Here is a 15,595-nt window from a genome sequence, read left to right as displayed (position 1 = left end):
TAGACTGTTGCATCCTGTACACTTATGCCCCTCGCGTGGACGCCCATTTCCGCTTTGTGAAGTTTTGCCCTCCCATGCAATGGCCGCAGCTACCCGATTATGGATGTTTCTTGAGATGGCCGGAGAATGGCCAAGGGTTCATCCATCCTGACGACACGCCGATCGCGACTCAATTGATCCCCAGCCCGCGGGTGCTCAAACGGGTTTCGTTCGACGGCGTTTATTACCACTACGTCTATGGACGGCTCCGGTTTCGATTGCGACCGGCGATGTGGTTGTCGATCCGCATCGAAGAGTTTGAAATCGGCGATCAAGTCGAGACGAAAGGCGTGGGGCTGGAGCGTGAACGATTCGTCGCGACGGTCTGGGGCATGTACTACGTTCAACGCAAAGGCTGTATCTTGTATCGGCTGCGACGTGGCGAACAACTGGTTCCCAAACTGTTCGCGGGCGACCAATTGCGGTTGCTGACGAACAAGACAACCGTCCGTCCGCCCACCACCCGGTATCGTGCCCCCAATTGGAACGGGGAAGGCGAAACCGTCCCCGACACCAAACTCGACGAGTAGATCAGCCATGCAACTCGGTTACGTCACCGCGATTCTTCCCGAAGCGAATTTGCAGCAGGTGTTTCAGACCGCCGCCGAGATCGGTTACGACTGTGTGGAAGTGATGTGCTGGCCGCTGGGCAAGGCGACGCGGCGCTATGCAGGCATCACCCACATCGATGTCCACTCGCTCGACGACGCAACGGTCGAATCCATCGCGACCCTGCAACAAGACAGCGGGGTCACGATCAGCGGGCTGGGCTATTACCCCAACGCGTTGTCCCCCGATCACAACGAAGCCGAATTGGCCGTCGAGCACATTCGGGCGGTGATCGTGGCGGCCCGCCGGCTGGGCATCGGCACGATGAATACGTTCATCGGTCGCGATTGGACCAAGAATGTCGACGACAATTGGCCGCGTTTTCTGGAGACCTGGAGACCGATCATCGAATTGGCCGAACAGCATGACGTGCGGGTGGGGATCGAGAATTGCCCGATGTATTTCACCGACGACGAATGGCCGGCGGGCAAAAACCTGGCCCATTCGCCCGCCATCTGGCAGCGGATGTTTGACGACATTCCCAGCGACCACTTCGGGCTCAACTACGATCCCTCGCACCTGGTCTTTCAGCATGTCGATTACCTTGCACCGCTAGCAGAATTCGCCGATAAACTCTTTCACGTCCATGCCAAGGACGTCCGCGTCGATCGGTCCAGGCTGGACCGGGTCGGCGTTCTGGCAAACCCCAACGAGTGGCATTCGCCGAAATTGCCGGGGATGGGCGACGTCGACTGGGGACAGTTCTTTGCCGCGTTGACGGACACGGGCTACGACGGCCCCGTTTGCGTGGAAGTCGAAGACCGCGCCTACGAACGATCCGACGAGGACTGTTTGCGGGCGCTGAAACAGTCGTATAACTTTCTCCGCAATTACGTCGTTTGACGTTTCGCCGACCTCGCTTCGATCACCGTGGGTGATCTCAACCATTCAATCACGCTTCACAACTCTTACGGATCTCAAACAAATGGAATCTTGGCCCATCGGTGTGTTCGCTTCGGTCGACGCCGGACTCGGCGTCAAATGGGACGTCATCAAAGAACTGGGACTTCCCACCATCCAACTGCACGCACCGCAGCCCACCAAGCGTGACCGGGCGACGGCGGAAGAACTCAAGCAACAGCTCGATGAAATGAACGTGCGTTGTACGGCGGTGTTTGGCGGATTCGAGGGCGAAAGCTATGCCGACATCCCCACGGTCGTCAAAACGATCGGCCTGGTGCCCGCTGAAACTCGCCAAAGTCGCTTGGCCGAAATGCGTGACATCGCCGATTTCGCCAAATGGCTCGGCTGCGACGCCGTCGCGCTGCACCTGGGATTCATCCCCCACGACAGCTCCGATCCGCAATACGCCGAGATCGTCAAGGTCACCGCGGAGCTTTGCGAACACTGCGCCGGCAACGATCAATTCCTGCATCTGGAAACCGGGCAAGAGACCGCCGAAGGCTTGCTGGAGTTCATCGCCGCGGTCGGCTGCGATAATCTGAAAATCAACTTTGATCCCGCCAACATGATCCTCTACGGCACCGGCGAACCGATCGAAGCGCTCCGAATGCTCGCCAAACACGTCCGCAGCATCCACTGCAAAGACGCCACCTGGAGCGACCAACCGGGTGAAACCTGGGGCTGCGAAGTGCCGCTGGGAAAAGGCGACGTCGACATGCGGAAGTACCTCGAAACGCTGCACGAGATCGGCTACGAAGGTCCGCTGACGATCGAGCGAGAAATCCCCGAAGATCCCGTCCGACAAAAGCAGGAAATCGGCGGCGCGATCGACCTGCTCACCCGACTCCGCGACGACATCCTGGGTTAGCCCCGCATTGGGTTAGCCCCGCATTTGCGCTCGCAACGGCGCGATGATGGCTCGGGGGACGAACTTTGCCAATTGCTCGTCGTCCTCGCTGACGCTGGCGATCTGTTTCAACAGTGAACTGCTGACGTGCGAGAACCGCTCGTCGGCCATCAGAAACACGGTCTCGACGTCTTCGTCCAATTGCCGATTGGCCATCATCATCGTGAATTCGCCGGCGATATCGGTCATTGGGCGAATCCCACGCACCATCAGTCGCGAGCCGAGCGAGCGGACGAAGTCGACCGCCAGCCCGTCAAAGATTTCAACCCGGACGTTTTCGATGTCATGGGTCACCGTCTGCACCAACTCGCTGCGTTGTTCCGGCGAGAACAGGGATCCCTTTTCGGCGTTGATGCCGATCCCGATGACCAAGCTTTCAAACAAGCGACTCGCTCGATGGATGATGTGAAGATGCCCCAACGTGATCGGGTCAAAGGATCCGGTGTAAACAGCGATCCGCCGCTCGTTGTTTTCATTCATGCGTGATTCGGGGGAAAAGGGTTCGATCGCTCGTCGGATCCAATCCAGTGGTGCCAAAGCGCTACGTCGACGCAACCGCATCAACGAGCCGCTCCAGGTCCGAACTGTCATTGTAAGCATGAACGCCGGCCCGGATGCCGCCCCCACGACAGCTGACGACACAGCCTTGCTCGATTGCCCGGTTGCGAACCGCCGCGGGATCTTGCCCAGGCACCCCAAACGTCACGATCCCTGAACGGTGCTGACGCTTGCTGGGAATTTGGGTCGGCAGACCGACGGCGCGCAACCGGTCATCCAATTCAGTTGCCAACGCCAGCACACGGTCGCCGATCGCGTTGGGCCCATGCGTCTGGCGAATCATATTGAACATCGCCACGCTCGCTCCCAGCGCGGCCGCGGCCGACATGTTGGCCGACCCCGGCTCGAACCGCGCCGCGGTGCGGCGAAGATCCAATTTCGGTTCGGCGTAATTGAACGTGTTCCGCACACTGTTCCAACCGACGCTACAGCAACGCAGACGCTCCAAATGACGTTTCCGAATCACCGCCACGCCATAACCTTCCGGACCCAGCAGCCACTTGTGACCATCGGCGGCCAAAAAATCGACGTCGATCTTCTGCAGATCCAAATCAAACACCCCCAGCCCCTGGATCGCATCGAGAAAAACCAGGACGCCCTGGGCGTGGGCCCGCTGGATGATCGCTTCCAAATCGGCGCGAAAACCGCTGGCATAGCCGACCCACGACAGGGAAATCATGCGGGTTGATTCATCGACGTGTTCAAACAAGTCCTCCGGCTCGACACGTCCGTCGCGACGCGGCACGATCCGCACCTCGACGCCCCGCGAGGCCTGGTTTTGCCAGGGGTACAGATTGCTGGGAAACTCGCCGTCGGGAATCACGACCGAATCGCCGCTCTGCCATGGGAATCCTTCGGCGACCAAATTAATCCCCGCCGACGTGTTGGGGACAAAGCAGACTTCGTCCGTCTCGGCGTGCAACAGCTCGGCGAAGGCGTGACGCAGCGTTTCCACTCGACCCGCCCAAGTGGGCCACACGGTATCGCCCTCGCGTTCGGCTTCGTCGGCATAGTTCCGCAGCGCCGCGGCAGCGGGCATCGAAAGCGGGCCGACGGCGGCGTGGTCCAAATAGGCCCATTTTTCCGTGATCGGCATTTTTTTTCGCCACCAGCCCCACGGGTCGGAGCGAATCTGGGGGTCAAAATCTGGCGGAGATGGCGTGCTTGGCATGATTTTGGATCGTCGAATCGCCCTTCTAAACGGAATTTACCGAAAAATTGTCCCAATCCGGGGCCAGAGTGGCTCTCGGTAAACTAGCGATATAGCGTAGGCTTGGGAAACATGTGCTCGGGCAACTATACTGCGGCCCTTTCCCGGCCGCGATACGAGCGTTACGTCTGGCCCTTCACTCATTTCACATTCGTCCCGAGGTTCAATTGATGCCCAAGGCACTCTGTCTTTTTAGCCTTGTCGCGTCGATCTTGGTCGTCAGCCTGTTCGTTTTAGACGCGGTTGCCTTACTGTCTGGCCAAACCAGCTTGGCGATTTTGGGTGGTGCGAGTCTGATGATGGACCTCACCTTTGCGATCTTGGGCGGCGTTCTGATCTACTTGAGCTGGTCGACTTATCGCGAGCAGCGATAGCGTTTCGATTCGATCTTGCGTCGGCCGCCGACCCGGTGGGATGCTTGCGCGATCGCTGAGGATCCTCCAGGGCATCATCCCGAGTGGTCGGAACGGCCCCCTGTCCCCTGACGCATCGGGGCCAGATCTACCGGAGCCAGATGGTTCCTCAGTGTGGCAGGCAACACGTTTCCATCCAACTGAGTCCGATCCGCCGTGACGCAAATCGATCGTTACATTCTGGGGCTGTTCTTCCGGACGTTTCTGGTCTGTTTCGCCTCGCTGTCTGGAATCTTTGTCGTTTTCCATGCCTTCCAGAACATGAACGACCTGGTGGAATTGGCCGAGTCACGCGGCGTCGGGATTTCCCGCGTGATGTGGTACTACTACGGCCCCTACATGTTGCTGCTGTTCGACTGGACCGGCGCGATCATCGCCTTGATGTCGCTGTTGTTCGTCGTCGGATGGCTTCGTCGAACCGGCGAACTGACCGCGACGCTGGCCGCCGGCGTGTCACACGGACGCATTTTCCGTTCGATGGTTTTCGCCGCATTGGCCATTGTGTTGGTCCAGCTGGGCAGCCGCGAAATGCTGTTGCCGACGATGCGCGATGCGTTGTCGATGAAGAGCAAAGATCTTTCCGGCGACGCCCCCCAACCGATCTTGCCCAGCTACGACAAGATCAGCGGGATTTTGCTCGAAGGCCAATCGATCCGGCCTCGCAGCAAAGAAATCTATCAGCCCAATTTCCGACTCGATGTTGATTACCCGGGTTTCGGCGAAGCCATCGTCTCGGTCTCGGCGCGCTGGTTGCCGGCCGACGAGAACCACGACGAGGGCTACTTGATGCAAAACGTCTTCACCCCGCCGGCGATCGACCACATCCCCTCGGCGGGACGTGACGGACGTCTGATACTGATGACGGCCCACGATCAACCCTGGATCGCTTCGGGTGAATGCTTCGTTGCCACCCCGGTCAATGCGGAAATCCTGCAAACCGACCAGTCCTCCACCCGGCTGTGCAGCAGCAAGCAACTGCTGGAACGGTTGCGCAATCCCGCGGTCCATAATTCGATGGCGACGCGCGTGCTGTTGCACGAGCGGATCATGAGGGTGCCGTTGGACTTTTCGTTGTTCTTGCTCGGGCTGCCGCTGGTGGTCAATCGTCGCGGCCGCAATCTGTTCATGATGATCGGCACGGCCATCGGAACGGTGATGCTGTTTTTCGCACTCAAGACCGCCGGCAGCGCGATGGGCGGCGGGGGTTACCTGCTCTCGCCCGCGGTCGCCGCATGGATGCCCTTTCTGGTGCTCGGACCGATCGCCTACGTCAGACTGCGCGAAGTTGAAACGGTATGACGCCGCAACAGGTTTCGGTGATCATCCCGGCGCTCAACGAAGCCGAACGAATCGAAGCGGCAATCGAATCGGCCTGGAACAACGACGCCGGCGAAGTCATCGTGTGCGACGGCGGCAGTAGCGACCCGACCCCCGAACTCGCACGAGCCCGACGAGCCATCGTCCTCACCGCCCCACGCGGCCGCGGAAACCAACTCCGCGCGGGAGCCCACGCCGCGACAGGAAGCGTCCTGTTGTTTCTACACGCGGACAATCGATTGGGTGACGGTTGTTTCCAAACGTTGTGTGAACGCATCGATGCTGCGGCCCAACCGCACGCGTGCTGGGGGGGACTCAAGCAGCAAATTGAGGAACCCGGACTGGTGTACAGGTTGCTGGAGTGGGGCAATGCCAACCGCATCCGTTGGCGAGGCATGCCGTTCGGAGATCAAGCGCTGTTTGTGACGCGAACGCTGTACGACCGCGTGGGAGGATTTCCGGCGGTTCCGTTGATGGAAGACGTCGCGTTGTCCAAGGCATTACGACGACAATCTTGGCCAATGCTGGTTGATGGCATGGTTCACATCGACGCGCGGCGATGGAAAAAACGCGGCGTTTTCAGACAGACCGCTCGAAACTGGGGCCTTCAACTCGCTCATTCATTGGGAGTGTCCGAAAGTCGCCTGGAAAAATGGTATCGATGATTCATGGCGTTTTTGACGTTTCCAGCTCGAATTCTGGTTCGAATGGGATCCGAGACCTTGCGGAAGGCTGCACTGAATTTAGAATCGATTGTCCGTCTGAGGGCGCGCGATTGATGCAGTGAGTGTTTGATCGGGACAAACACGCAATCACGTTCTGCCGCTCGGATGACCCCTCGAGGTTATCGTTTTGCTTACTGAAGCCACCGTTGAAGAGATGTTCCGCAAGTTGATTAGCGACCCCAAGCGTGGGGAAAACGTTTTTGATGAAGCAGAAGATCTCCTGGACGAAGAACTCCGGCCGGAAAGCCCGCTGCGGCACCGATTGAGCCAGGAGTTAGAGGAATTGCGAGAGTTGGCCGAGAAAGCTTGATCACCTCTCCCAAAAATCGCGACCACCGTTGTCGCACCAACCAAAGAAAGCCGCGACGGAATGATTCCGCCGCGGCTTTTCTGGTTTTGGCTTTCGGTGGTTGAGCCAGACTCGTCGGACGACGTTCGACTAGCGGTTCAGTGTGATCCCGAAGGTACCACCGACCATCAAGTAGTCTTGATCGTTGTCGCCGCCTCGCAGGACGGAGTTGTCCAGATCCCCGCCCCGCCACAAACCACGAGCGACGTCGATCAGTTGGAAACCGGCTCGCACCGTGACCGCACGGGACAACTGGTAGCCGAGTTCGCCGCGAACATCAAACCCGAGGAAGAACTCTTCGTTGCGAGTGTAGTCGCGGTCGGTTTCCTCGTACAAGATTCGAGTGACCGTGTCACCTTCGGCAATGGTATCGGTTCCACTATAGACCACCGCTTCGGTGTGTCGGTTGTTGAAGCTGCTCTGGAAGTTCGCCCCCGAGAAGACCTTGAAGTCGGTCGCAAAGGTAAACCGATCAAAGAACTTGAAGTATCGGAATCCGATCTGTCCGGTAATCGCTTCGTTCTCGGTGAATGCTTGATCCGTCGTCATCAGCTCCGACGCGGCACCGTAAGTCGTGACCAGGTTGGGACGCCCGGCGACGCCGTCTGCGATCTGATCGGGATCGTTCGAGCTGATGAAGTTTTGACGGACGTTGGTGTCTTCGATTCGGAACCAACGGAATCCGACCATCGGCTCCAGAATCCCGCCGTAGTGGTAGGGCTCCAACCGCCACGTCTTGCTCAGTTCATAGCTATCGAAGTCGATCACGTTCTCGCTTCGCTTTTCATCGACGAATCGATAATTGAATCCGCGATTGTTGCTGATGCCGGGAATGGCTTCGAATCCGAACGGAGGGGCGGGATTGGTCGCCGTACCGCCGAGTTCGTCCGTATTGAAGCGATTACCGCGTTCCTTGCGGACGCTGAAGAACTCACCGACGTCATTGTCGACCCAGCTGAACAACCAGCCTTTGTCCGCGTCGGGCAACATGAACCCGATCTCGTAACGGTGGCCCCAGCCACTGTCCATTCCGGACTCGAGTCCTTGAGAATTGTTTTCCAGTTCAGGCCGCGAACCATAAAGATTCAAGCGGTCGTAGGTGGCGAACCAGCCCGTATTGGCTCGCTTCTTTGGCTTCATATCCGCCAAGTCCATGTCGTAGATCGGCTCGAACCAACGGAAGTCGGGATCGAACTGAAGCGGATCCGCCACGGGGACGTGCTCCTGAGCCTGGGCCGAAGCCATACCACAGAGCAGTACAAGGGATCCAAAAATTCTAGCCGTCAGCTTCCGTACCGACATCGCTGTTCCACCGTCTATTAGAAGTCGTCCGTAGTGGCCGCCGGAATCTGCCTGCAGATTCCATCCGCGGCCCGCGTTGGGGTGCATTGACCGATTTTCTTTTGTCTCTTGACACAAAGATTCGGTCGTGACGGTCTTATCGGACAGGTGGAACGCCAGGGCTTAGTCTGATTATCGCGAGAAGTCGCAAAAGTCCGAGAATCTTGAATACCGGCACAGTTTCCCAGCGTCACTTTTTCCCCATCGCTCGTTTGCTAGCGAAAAAATCGGTCAAGATTTGTCCGCACGGCTCCGCCTTGACCCCCGCGACGACCTCCGCCTGATGATTCAGCCGATCGTCGCTGAGCAAGCGGAACAGGCTGGTCACCGCGCCGGCCTTGCCGTCGCTGGCACCGAACACCACACGCGGAATCCGGGCCTGTAGAATCGCGCCGGCACACATCGGACAGGGCTCCAACGTCACGTACAGCGTCGTGTTCTCCAGCCGCCAATCGCCGATCGCCGCGGCCGCTTGCGTGATGGCAATCATCTCCGCATGCGCCGTGGGGTCCTTCAGCATCTGCCGCTGGTTGGACGCCGCTGCGATGATCTGGTGATCACGGATGACGATCGCCCCGACCGGCACCTCGTCCATCTCCACCGCTTGATAGGCCAGCTCGAGGGCGCGGCCCATGAAGTGCTCGTCGATCTGCTGCTGTTGCATCTCCGGCGGACCTACTTTGCCGCCGTGATTTCAGACGCGTGCAGCCGCCGCAATTGGATGTTGCGGATTTGCGAATCACACTCAAAGTTCGCAATCCCCATCGGCGTGCAGGGATCCATTTCAAACCGGATGTCAAACTCGTGGTCCTTTCGCGGGTGACTGAACAGTTCCGTGCCGTCGACCCAGGCCGTGATCTTCGTGGTCTCCACTCGCACCCGGGCGCTGTACCACTTTTTGTCTTCATAGCTCATGAACATCGTGGTTTCGTTGTCGCTGGCGTCGCGCCCGTCGATGCTGCTGATTCCGGTGATCCCGCCGCCCCATCCGCCCATCACCAGACTGACGTACTGGTCGGCGACGGGGAACGTGAAGGCGCAGAGAAAGTCATAGCCCGAATCGCGTCGACATTCCCAACGGAGTTCATAGTTGTCTCGCGGCAGCGGCTTTGCGTCTTTCGATTTCGAATCGTCCGCCCCCGTTTTGGGCGAGTCACCGTCAAACGGGCCCGTCCAAACCACACCGGTCAGCGGGTCGCCGTGCTCCATCTTGATCACGTCGTCCTTGATGATCACGTCGCCTTCCCCACCAAACTGACAGGCCTTCCAGTGGCCCGCGAGCGAAATCCAAGGAGTCTTTTCGGATTTGTCGGCGGAGTTTTTGGCCGCGGTCCCGTTTTGTGCGGCAGAGTTTTCGGAACTCTCGCCCGCAGTAGCCGCAGCCTGACTCGCCGATTCGGCCTGCTCTGTTACAGGTTGCTCTGTTGAAGCATGCTCTGTTGAAGCATGCTCTGTTGAAGCATGCTCTGTTGAAGCATGCTCTGTTGAAGCATGCTGAGCTGTGGCTTGCTGGGAGGGCGTCACGGTTGCTACAACCGCCGCAGCGACCAGGGCGGCAAACATCGCTTGGCCGCGGGTGAGGATTCGATGGAGACGCTGCACGTTGGTGTCCTCTTGCCTAGAGATCTATTCGCTTCACGATTCAGTTTCTGTTCGACCAGACGACATCCGGCCCCTACCAGCGGGCCGACAATCCAACCAATCCAATGCGTCCAATCACCGGCATCACCATACTCGGCTTTCGCCTTGGCGTCATCGCTCTGGCGCTCTATTGGATCGCACTTTTTCTGGGAACCCACTGGCCGGCCGGGATCGATGTCGGCCCCCAGCTCAATGACAAGGTGAAGCACTTTGGCGGCTACTTCGGCCTGGCGATCCTGTGCTGCTACGTCACCCAGTCCCCCGGCAACGATCGACGCCGGTCGGCGCGGCGTTTTTTGGGGGTGATCATCGTTTTGGCGGCGTACGCCAGCATCGACGAGCTGACGCAAGCGTTCTCGCCGGGCCGGCACCCCGACGTTTTTGATGCCCTGGCCGACGTGCTGGGCATTTTGACCGCCGTCGGCCTGTACCTCGCCGCCCGTCAAATCGTACGCCGATTCTGGTCCCCGCCGGTGCCCGCCGAAGCCATCGAATCTTGACCCGCCACGCAACGACAGGGCTGCAAGGACGCGACGTTACAGACCGCACAAATCGGGATCTCAGCCATCGGCATCCCCGGCGACATCTCCTCTTGCTCGATGCATTTTAGTTTCAACTTGGCGATGCGTTGACGCAGCAAACGGGAATGCTTCTCCATCTCGGCAAGCTGCGTCTCCAGCTTCTCCAATCGCCGCTCATCACTGACCCGCAAGATGCGTTCGGTCAAGTCGAACAGGATCAACACACGCAACGCCTTGATCGCCGTGCCCCGCAATCGATACGCGCGTGCCAGGTTTGACAGTTGCTGGATCCGCATCACATCGGCCAGACGAGTCGCCTTGGCCAAACTCAAGGTCCGCAGAAACGAAACCAGCGGCAGCAGGATGATCGCCAAATCAATCCAGTGCTCTTTGCAATACTCCAGCTTCTTCTCGGCGATCGACACCATCAGGATGAATTCGGCCGCGAACGCGAACCAAATCACTCCGGTCCCGCCGTGCAGCAGGATGCGCAACCAACGGTACGCGGCGACTTGATCTTTGAGAAAGAATTCGATGATCAAGATCGGCATGATCAGCAACGCGACGACCATCATCGGAACGCTGAAATGGCGTTCCAGTTGGCGTTGCAATCGGCGGCCGCCGCGACGCCACCCCAGTCCGGGCAACCAAATCCGTCCGTGCATTTCGGGGCTTCGGGCACACATCCGAAGCGCCGGACAGATGCAAAACAGCCCGCTGTGCAGATGGTGCCGCAAGTGCTCGCGGTCCCAGGGGCGTGTCACCCAGTGCACGATCGCTTCCCCGGCCACGACACACCAAATCCCCAGCATCACCAACAACACCGCTCCTTCCAACCCGTACGGCGCCACCACCGCCATCTCGGCCGCCTCTAAACTCTTCGCGTCGATCACTTGCGCGGCACGTTCCTGAAGCCCGGGAAGATCGACCCAAATCACCACCAGGACCGCCAGACAGACCAGGTAGATCAGCGCCAGCGAAAACATCAACACTTCGTTGCGTCCGGCGAACCATCGCAACCACACTTTGGTGTCGAAACGCTTTTTCATCTCGATCTCCTGATGGCGTGGACGATGCGTACGATCAATCGGTGGTCAATCCGCAACCTGAGGTCTGCCCCCCCGATGAGAGGATTCTAGCAGACGAGATGGAGACGGGGTCAGATCGGAAAAGGGGTCAGGTAACGTTCAGTTAAACGTCGTTTCCTCTGGTTTGGGCCCCAGATGACCGCGATTGGGGCGCCCGTCGCACCGCCGACCGACGTGAAGATCGAACGTCAACCCCGCCGCATGTTGACGATCGACGGGGTACACTCTGCGCATGAACGCTGAAAACCAGTCGCCCGATCCTTCGTCCCCGGTCACCTCTGACTCGCCCTGCATCGACCGCTGCGCAATCGACGCCTCACAGAACTGCCTGGGGTGCTTCCGCACGCTCGACGAAATCGCCCGCTGGTCTCTGATGACGGAAGACGAAAAACGGAACACCAATCTGCGCTGTCGAAACCGTCGCACCGCAACACGGGAAAACGGTTAATCAAGGCACAGCGGGGAAATCAGACAAGAAAATCGATGACAAGAAAATGTTCCTGTCACCCATTTTCTTGTCTACCTGCTTCCGCATCCCCTATTTTTCTGCCGGCTCCTCGCCCTGCTTCTCTTTCGCTTTCTCGTCCTTGATCACCAGCTTGGCCGGCAGCTCTTTGCCGTCTGGGATGAACTTCATTGAGATGGAGTTGACGCAGTGCCGGGTGTTCTTTGCGGTGAGCTGTTCGCCCTCGAAAACGTGGCCGAGGTGCCCGCCGCAGTTGGCGCACAAGATCTCGGTCCGATAGCCATCGGCATCGGTTTCGCGCCGCACGGCGCCCTTGATCTCGTCATCAAAACTCGGCCAGCCGCAATGGCTTTCAAATTTGTCGTCGCTGCGATACAGCTGGGCATTGCACTGGCGACAGATGTACGTGCCGGGGTCCTTCGTCATCGTGTAACCGCCCAGCCCCGGCCGCTCGGTGCCCTTGTCCAAAATCACAAAGGCCGCATTTCGATCAAGCGCGTTGTACTCGTCGACGAACTGCAATTTCTGCTTCGGTGCCGGTTTTTCGCTGGACTCTGTCACGGTTGTTTTTTCCGATTCGGGGGCATTCTCGTTGGACGATGTTTCGTCGCCTGATTCCTTCGCGGTTGGGTCAGCCGACTCGGTCGTGCTCTCTGCCGGAGACGAATCGCCGACCAAGACCACCGGCTCTGACGGATCGCTGGCGACGGACTGGGAGGCTAACGGCGCGTCGACGCAGCCGCACGCAAACGCCAACAGCAGACCGCCGATCAGCCCGCCACCGCCGGCCGAAGCCATGCGCGTTGATCCGTTGTAACGACCGCGATTCTTCAAATTGTTATTCACCGAACATCGTCTCCTTCAAGACTCGCCAAAAGTAAAGCATCACTCCCATGATACCCGTCAGGGCAACAAACAACCAAAGCATAAATGGCCCCAAGATCGCCAGATTGCCAAGGAACCACCCGTTGACGAGCCGATCCCACCCGAAAATCGACAACAGCGTTCCGGCGCACAGATACGGGCCGAACGGGATTTCCGAGTTGCGGGTGATGATGAAATAGACCAGAACGATGGCGATCGCGGCAATCGGGGCCAGGAAGAACGACATCACGGCGCCTTGCCAGCCGATGAACGCGCCGATCATCGCCATTAGCGTGACGTCGCCAAACCCCATCGCCTCGCGACGCATCGCCAGACTGCCGACGATCCGGATGGCCCACACCACGCCGCCGCCGACGCCCAGTCCGATCAACGCCGTCAACAACCCGATCCAAGCGTCTCCGCCGATGCCGAAGACGATTCGAACGCCCACCGCACCGATCAACCACATCGCCAACAGGGCTTTCCACGGGTTGTAGGGCTTGTTGCGGACCAGCGAGGCAAAGAAATATTCGAACGCTTTGAGCGGCCCGCGACGCAGAATCAATCGACGATTGGACAACGCAAAACACCACATCGTCCAAATCCCCACACCCGTCCACCAGCCCGTCGGACCGGTCCACTTCGGAGCCTCCGCCGGCGCCGGCAAATAAAACGCGATCGGAACCAACACGCCGTTCAAATCCAGCGCCGGCAGAAAGGAATCGGTCATCGTCACACAGGCCACAACCAGAGCAATCAACGTGCCCGGAATCGTGATCTCGTCGGGGATCGTCTGCTCGTCGAAATCGATAAACGTCGCCGCGACCATCAACGAGATCATGATCAGGTGCGACACAAACACGATCGTCATCCAAGGCTGAACCCCCGCGATCACTACCGGCACACGATCCGCCGGCGGCAGCAACAGTCCCGTTTGCGTGACGAACCAGTAATACAGCGGAATCCCGATCGCCATCGCCAGCTCGATCAACATCGGACGGATCCAAAACCCGCTGCCGTGAATCGATGCTTCGCGACGCAACCCCAGCCAACCGAGGATCGGAATGCGATCCGACATCTTGCGGGGCGGAGCCGTTTCGTCAGCCGGCACCCAAGGCCCGATCAAACGAGCGTCCCAGGCCAACCGATAAATCGCCCAATTGGCAAGCACACCGATCGCGAGCCCCAGCAGGGCAAGCAACACCAATCGCAATTCGATCGGTAGCGTTATCCAAAATGCGATCAAAGAATCAGTCTCATCAGGAGGTCCGTAGATCCGGGGCACGACGTGTTCGCCGCCGAGGACGGATGGTCTACATTGTTGAATGTATCCGTCCCCGGGTGAACCCCAGTAACAGCTGCGAACTGGCAACCGCTGCGCCCCCGGCAACCGACTCCATCCTCTCGTCCCTTCTATGACCGCCCCTGAAACGCTCCGGTTCGAAAACCACAAACTGATCCTGATCGACCAAACCAAACTGCCCGGCGAATTAGCCGAACTGGTCTGCACCACGGTCGAACAAACCCACGACGCGATCCGTCGACTGGTCGTCCGCGGTGCCCCCGCGATCGGCATCGCCGCCGCCTATGGGGTCTGCCTGGCTGCCGACGATCCGGACGACCGTGAGTCGAATGACGAATCCGAATCGGACCCGCGATCGCGCTACATCCACGCGATCGAATACCTGGCCACCAGCCGCCCGACCGCGGTGAATTTGTTCTGGGCCCTGGACCGGATGCGCGGCGTCGTTGAATCGACGTCAGTGGAAAACCTCAAAGACGCCTTGGTCGCCGAAGCAAAACGGATCAACGACGAAGACCGCCAGATGTGCCACGCGATCGGACGCAACGGGGCGCCACTGCTATCCGGAATCGACACGGTGCTGACCCACTGCAACGCCGGCGGACTGGCCACATCGACCTGGGGGACGGCGCTGGCGCCGATCTATCACTTGCACCAGACCGGACAGGCGCCCAAAGTCCTCGCCGACGAAACGCGCCCGTTGCTGCAAGGCGGACGGTTGACCGCGTGGGAACTGTCGCAAGCCGGCGTCGACGTCACCGTGATCACCGATTCGATGTCGGGTTCCTTGATGCGACAAGGCGTGATCCAAGCCGTCATCGTCGGCGCCGATCGGATCACCGCGCGGGGCGACGTGGCCAACAAGATCGGAACCTACCCCGTCGCCGTGCTGGCCCGACATCATGGGCTGCCGTTCTACGTCGCCGCCCCGACCAACACGTTCGATCTAGAACTCGATTGCGGCGATGACATCCCGATCGAGCAGCGTGGTCGCGATGAAGTCGCCGCACCGCACGGGGTCGGCATCGTTCCCGACGCGGCCAAGGTGCTCAACCCCGCCTTCGACGTCACGCCCGCCGATCTGGTCACTGCGATCATCACCGAGCGCGGCGTGATCCAACAACCGACCGGCGAATCAATTGCAAGGCACTTCGCCGAAAAGTGCTCGGGCCACATTTAATTTCGGGGTAGAGGAACCCACGGATGACGAGGTGCAAAAAATCCGTGGGTTCGCGCTGCCATCCGTGGGCCCACTAATCGCTCCCTCGTTCCGCAAGCGATCGCCTGACCTTTTTCCGCTCGACAAACGCAACCTGAATCGAAACGTTGACCGAGCGGCGG

18 protein-coding genes and 1 pseudogene are annotated in these 15,595 nt (G+C 59.2%); 11 read left to right on the top strand and 8 right to left on the bottom strand.

Annotated features, from left to right (window positions below):
* Positions 1–74 precede the first annotated feature (74 nt).
* The 3 genes from TBK1r_RS03710 to TBK1r_RS03700 all read left to right on the top strand — a co-directional run bounded on the left by TBK1r_RS03710 (position 75) and on the right by TBK1r_RS03700 (position 2,419).
* On the top strand, positions 75–569 hold the full coding sequence (locus TBK1r_RS03710) for a hypothetical protein (protein ID WP_145207588.1): 495 nt from the start codon (positions 75–77) through the stop codon (positions 567–569).
* Positions 570–576: 7 nt separating this feature from the next.
* Positions 577–1,491 (top strand): sugar phosphate isomerase/epimerase family protein, encoded by a 915-nt coding sequence (locus TBK1r_RS03705; protein WP_145207587.1) that lies wholly within the window; start codon positions 577–579, stop codon positions 1,489–1,491.
* Between the two features lie 82 nt (positions 1,492–1,573).
* Positions 1,574–2,419, top strand: a complete 846-nt coding sequence (locus tag TBK1r_RS03700) for a sugar phosphate isomerase/epimerase family protein (RefSeq protein WP_145207586.1) — start codon at positions 1,574–1,576, stop codon at positions 2,417–2,419.
* A gap of 12 nt (positions 2,420–2,431) precedes the next feature.
* Here the strand turns inward: TBK1r_RS03700 and coaD are convergent, their stop codons facing one another.
* Positions 2,432–2,938: a pantetheine-phosphate adenylyltransferase gene (gene coaD / locus TBK1r_RS03695; protein ID WP_145207585.1), complete on the bottom strand. Its 507-nt coding sequence runs from the start codon at positions 2,936–2,938 to the stop codon at positions 2,432–2,434.
* A gap of 61 nt (positions 2,939–2,999) precedes the next feature.
* On the bottom strand, positions 3,000–4,112 hold the full coding sequence (locus TBK1r_RS03690) for an aminotransferase class V-fold PLP-dependent enzyme (protein ID WP_145221983.1): 1,113 nt from the start codon (positions 4,110–4,112) through the stop codon (positions 3,000–3,002).
* Between the two features lie 284 nt (positions 4,113–4,396).
* On the opposite strand from TBK1r_RS03690, the gene TBK1r_RS03685 reads away from it, so the two are divergent.
* The 4 genes from TBK1r_RS03685 to TBK1r_RS03670 all read left to right on the top strand — a co-directional run bounded on the left by TBK1r_RS03685 (position 4,397) and on the right by TBK1r_RS03670 (position 6,991).
* Entirely contained in the window at positions 4,397–4,600 is a 204-nt protein-coding gene (locus TBK1r_RS03685) for a hypothetical protein (RefSeq protein ID WP_145207584.1), read from the top strand.
* A 195-nt stretch (positions 4,601–4,795) separates the two neighbouring features.
* The gene (locus TBK1r_RS03680; protein ID WP_145207583.1) at positions 4,796–5,938 is read left to right on the top strand and encodes an LptF/LptG family permease; all 1,143 of its coding nucleotides are present in this window, start codon (positions 4,796–4,798) and stop codon (positions 5,936–5,938) included.
* A complete protein-coding gene (locus tag TBK1r_RS03675) occupies positions 5,935–6,621 on the top strand; it encodes a TIGR04283 family arsenosugar biosynthesis glycosyltransferase (protein ID WP_145207582.1) in 687 nt (228 codons plus the stop codon). Before TBK1r_RS03680 ends, TBK1r_RS03675 begins: the two co-directional genes overlap by 4 nt.
* Before the next feature lie 187 nt (positions 6,622–6,808).
* Positions 6,809–6,991, top strand: a complete 183-nt coding sequence (locus tag TBK1r_RS03670) for a hypothetical protein (protein WP_095740813.1) — start codon at positions 6,809–6,811, stop codon at positions 6,989–6,991.
* A 129-nt stretch (positions 6,992–7,120) separates the two neighbouring features.
* Here TBK1r_RS03670 and TBK1r_RS03665 read toward each other — a convergent pair whose 3' ends face one another.
* The 3 genes from TBK1r_RS03665 to TBK1r_RS03655 all read right to left on the bottom strand — a co-directional run bounded on the left by TBK1r_RS03665 (position 7,121) and on the right by TBK1r_RS03655 (position 9,607).
* The gene (locus TBK1r_RS03665) at positions 7,121–8,242 is read right to left on the bottom strand and encodes a hypothetical protein (RefSeq protein WP_145207581.1); all 1,122 of its coding nucleotides are present in this window, start codon (positions 8,240–8,242) and stop codon (positions 7,121–7,123) included.
* A gap of 319 nt (positions 8,243–8,561) precedes the next feature.
* Positions 8,562–9,035, bottom strand: a complete 474-nt coding sequence (gene tadA / locus TBK1r_RS03660) for a tRNA adenosine(34) deaminase TadA (RefSeq protein ID WP_145207580.1) — start codon at positions 9,033–9,035, stop codon at positions 8,562–8,564.
* Positions 9,036–9,046: 11 nt separating this feature from the next.
* Positions 9,047–9,607 carry a LamG domain-containing protein gene (locus TBK1r_RS03655; RefSeq protein ID WP_145207579.1) on the bottom strand — a complete coding sequence of 187 codons (561 nt, stop codon included), beginning with the start codon at positions 9,605–9,607 and terminating at the stop codon, positions 9,047–9,049.
* A gap of 172 nt (positions 9,608–9,779) precedes the next feature.
* Here TBK1r_RS03655 and TBK1r_RS38225 point away from each other — a divergent pair.
* Positions 9,780–9,869: pseudogene (locus TBK1r_RS38225) on the top strand (hypothetical protein); the annotation flags it as partial.
* Between the two features lie 208 nt (positions 9,870–10,077).
* Complete coding sequence (locus tag TBK1r_RS03650) at positions 10,078–10,512, top strand: VanZ family protein (protein WP_145207578.1); 435 nt, start codon at positions 10,078–10,080, stop codon at positions 10,510–10,512.
* Here TBK1r_RS03650 and TBK1r_RS03645 read toward each other — a convergent pair.
* The gene (locus TBK1r_RS03645) at positions 10,455–11,582 is read right to left on the bottom strand and encodes a potassium channel protein (protein WP_145207577.1); all 1,128 of its coding nucleotides are present in this window, start codon (positions 11,580–11,582) and stop codon (positions 10,455–10,457) included. The two genes, TBK1r_RS03650 and TBK1r_RS03645, sit on opposite strands and share 58 nt — an antisense overlap.
* Before the next feature lie 271 nt (positions 11,583–11,853).
* On the opposite strand from TBK1r_RS03645, the gene TBK1r_RS03640 reads away from it, so the two are divergent.
* Positions 11,854–12,069, top strand: coding sequence for a DUF1289 domain-containing protein (locus TBK1r_RS03640; protein ID WP_145207576.1), 216 nt, complete (start codon positions 11,854–11,856; stop codon positions 12,067–12,069).
* Between the two features lie 90 nt (positions 12,070–12,159).
* On the opposite strand, the gene TBK1r_RS03635 is transcribed toward TBK1r_RS03640, so the two are convergent.
* Both TBK1r_RS03635 and TBK1r_RS03630 read right to left on the bottom strand, forming a co-directional pair.
* Positions 12,160–12,933, bottom strand: a complete 774-nt coding sequence (locus TBK1r_RS03635) for a methionine-R-sulfoxide reductase (protein ID WP_419580934.1) — start codon at positions 12,931–12,933, stop codon at positions 12,160–12,162.
* Complete coding sequence (locus tag TBK1r_RS03630) at positions 12,926–14,197, bottom strand: prepilin peptidase (RefSeq protein WP_419580933.1); 1,272 nt, start codon at positions 14,195–14,197, stop codon at positions 12,926–12,928. The genes TBK1r_RS03635 and TBK1r_RS03630 overlap by 8 nt, the downstream gene beginning before the upstream one ends.
* Positions 14,198–14,366: 169 nt before the next feature.
* On the opposite strand from TBK1r_RS03630, the gene mtnA reads away from it, so the two are divergent.
* Positions 14,367–15,434, top strand: a complete 1,068-nt coding sequence (gene mtnA, locus TBK1r_RS03625) for an S-methyl-5-thioribose-1-phosphate isomerase (RefSeq protein ID WP_145207575.1) — start codon at positions 14,367–14,369, stop codon at positions 15,432–15,434.
* Positions 15,435–15,595: the final 161 nt, after the last annotated feature.

It is taken from the genome of Stieleria magnilauensis (assembly GCA_007753675.1).
In the GTDB taxonomy this organism is placed as follows: Bacteria; Planctomycetota; Planctomycetia; order Pirellulales; family Pirellulaceae; genus Stieleria; species Stieleria magnilauensis.
The sequence above is the reverse complement of the archived record's forward strand: the minus strand, read 5'-3'. Positions and strand labels throughout refer to the sequence as shown.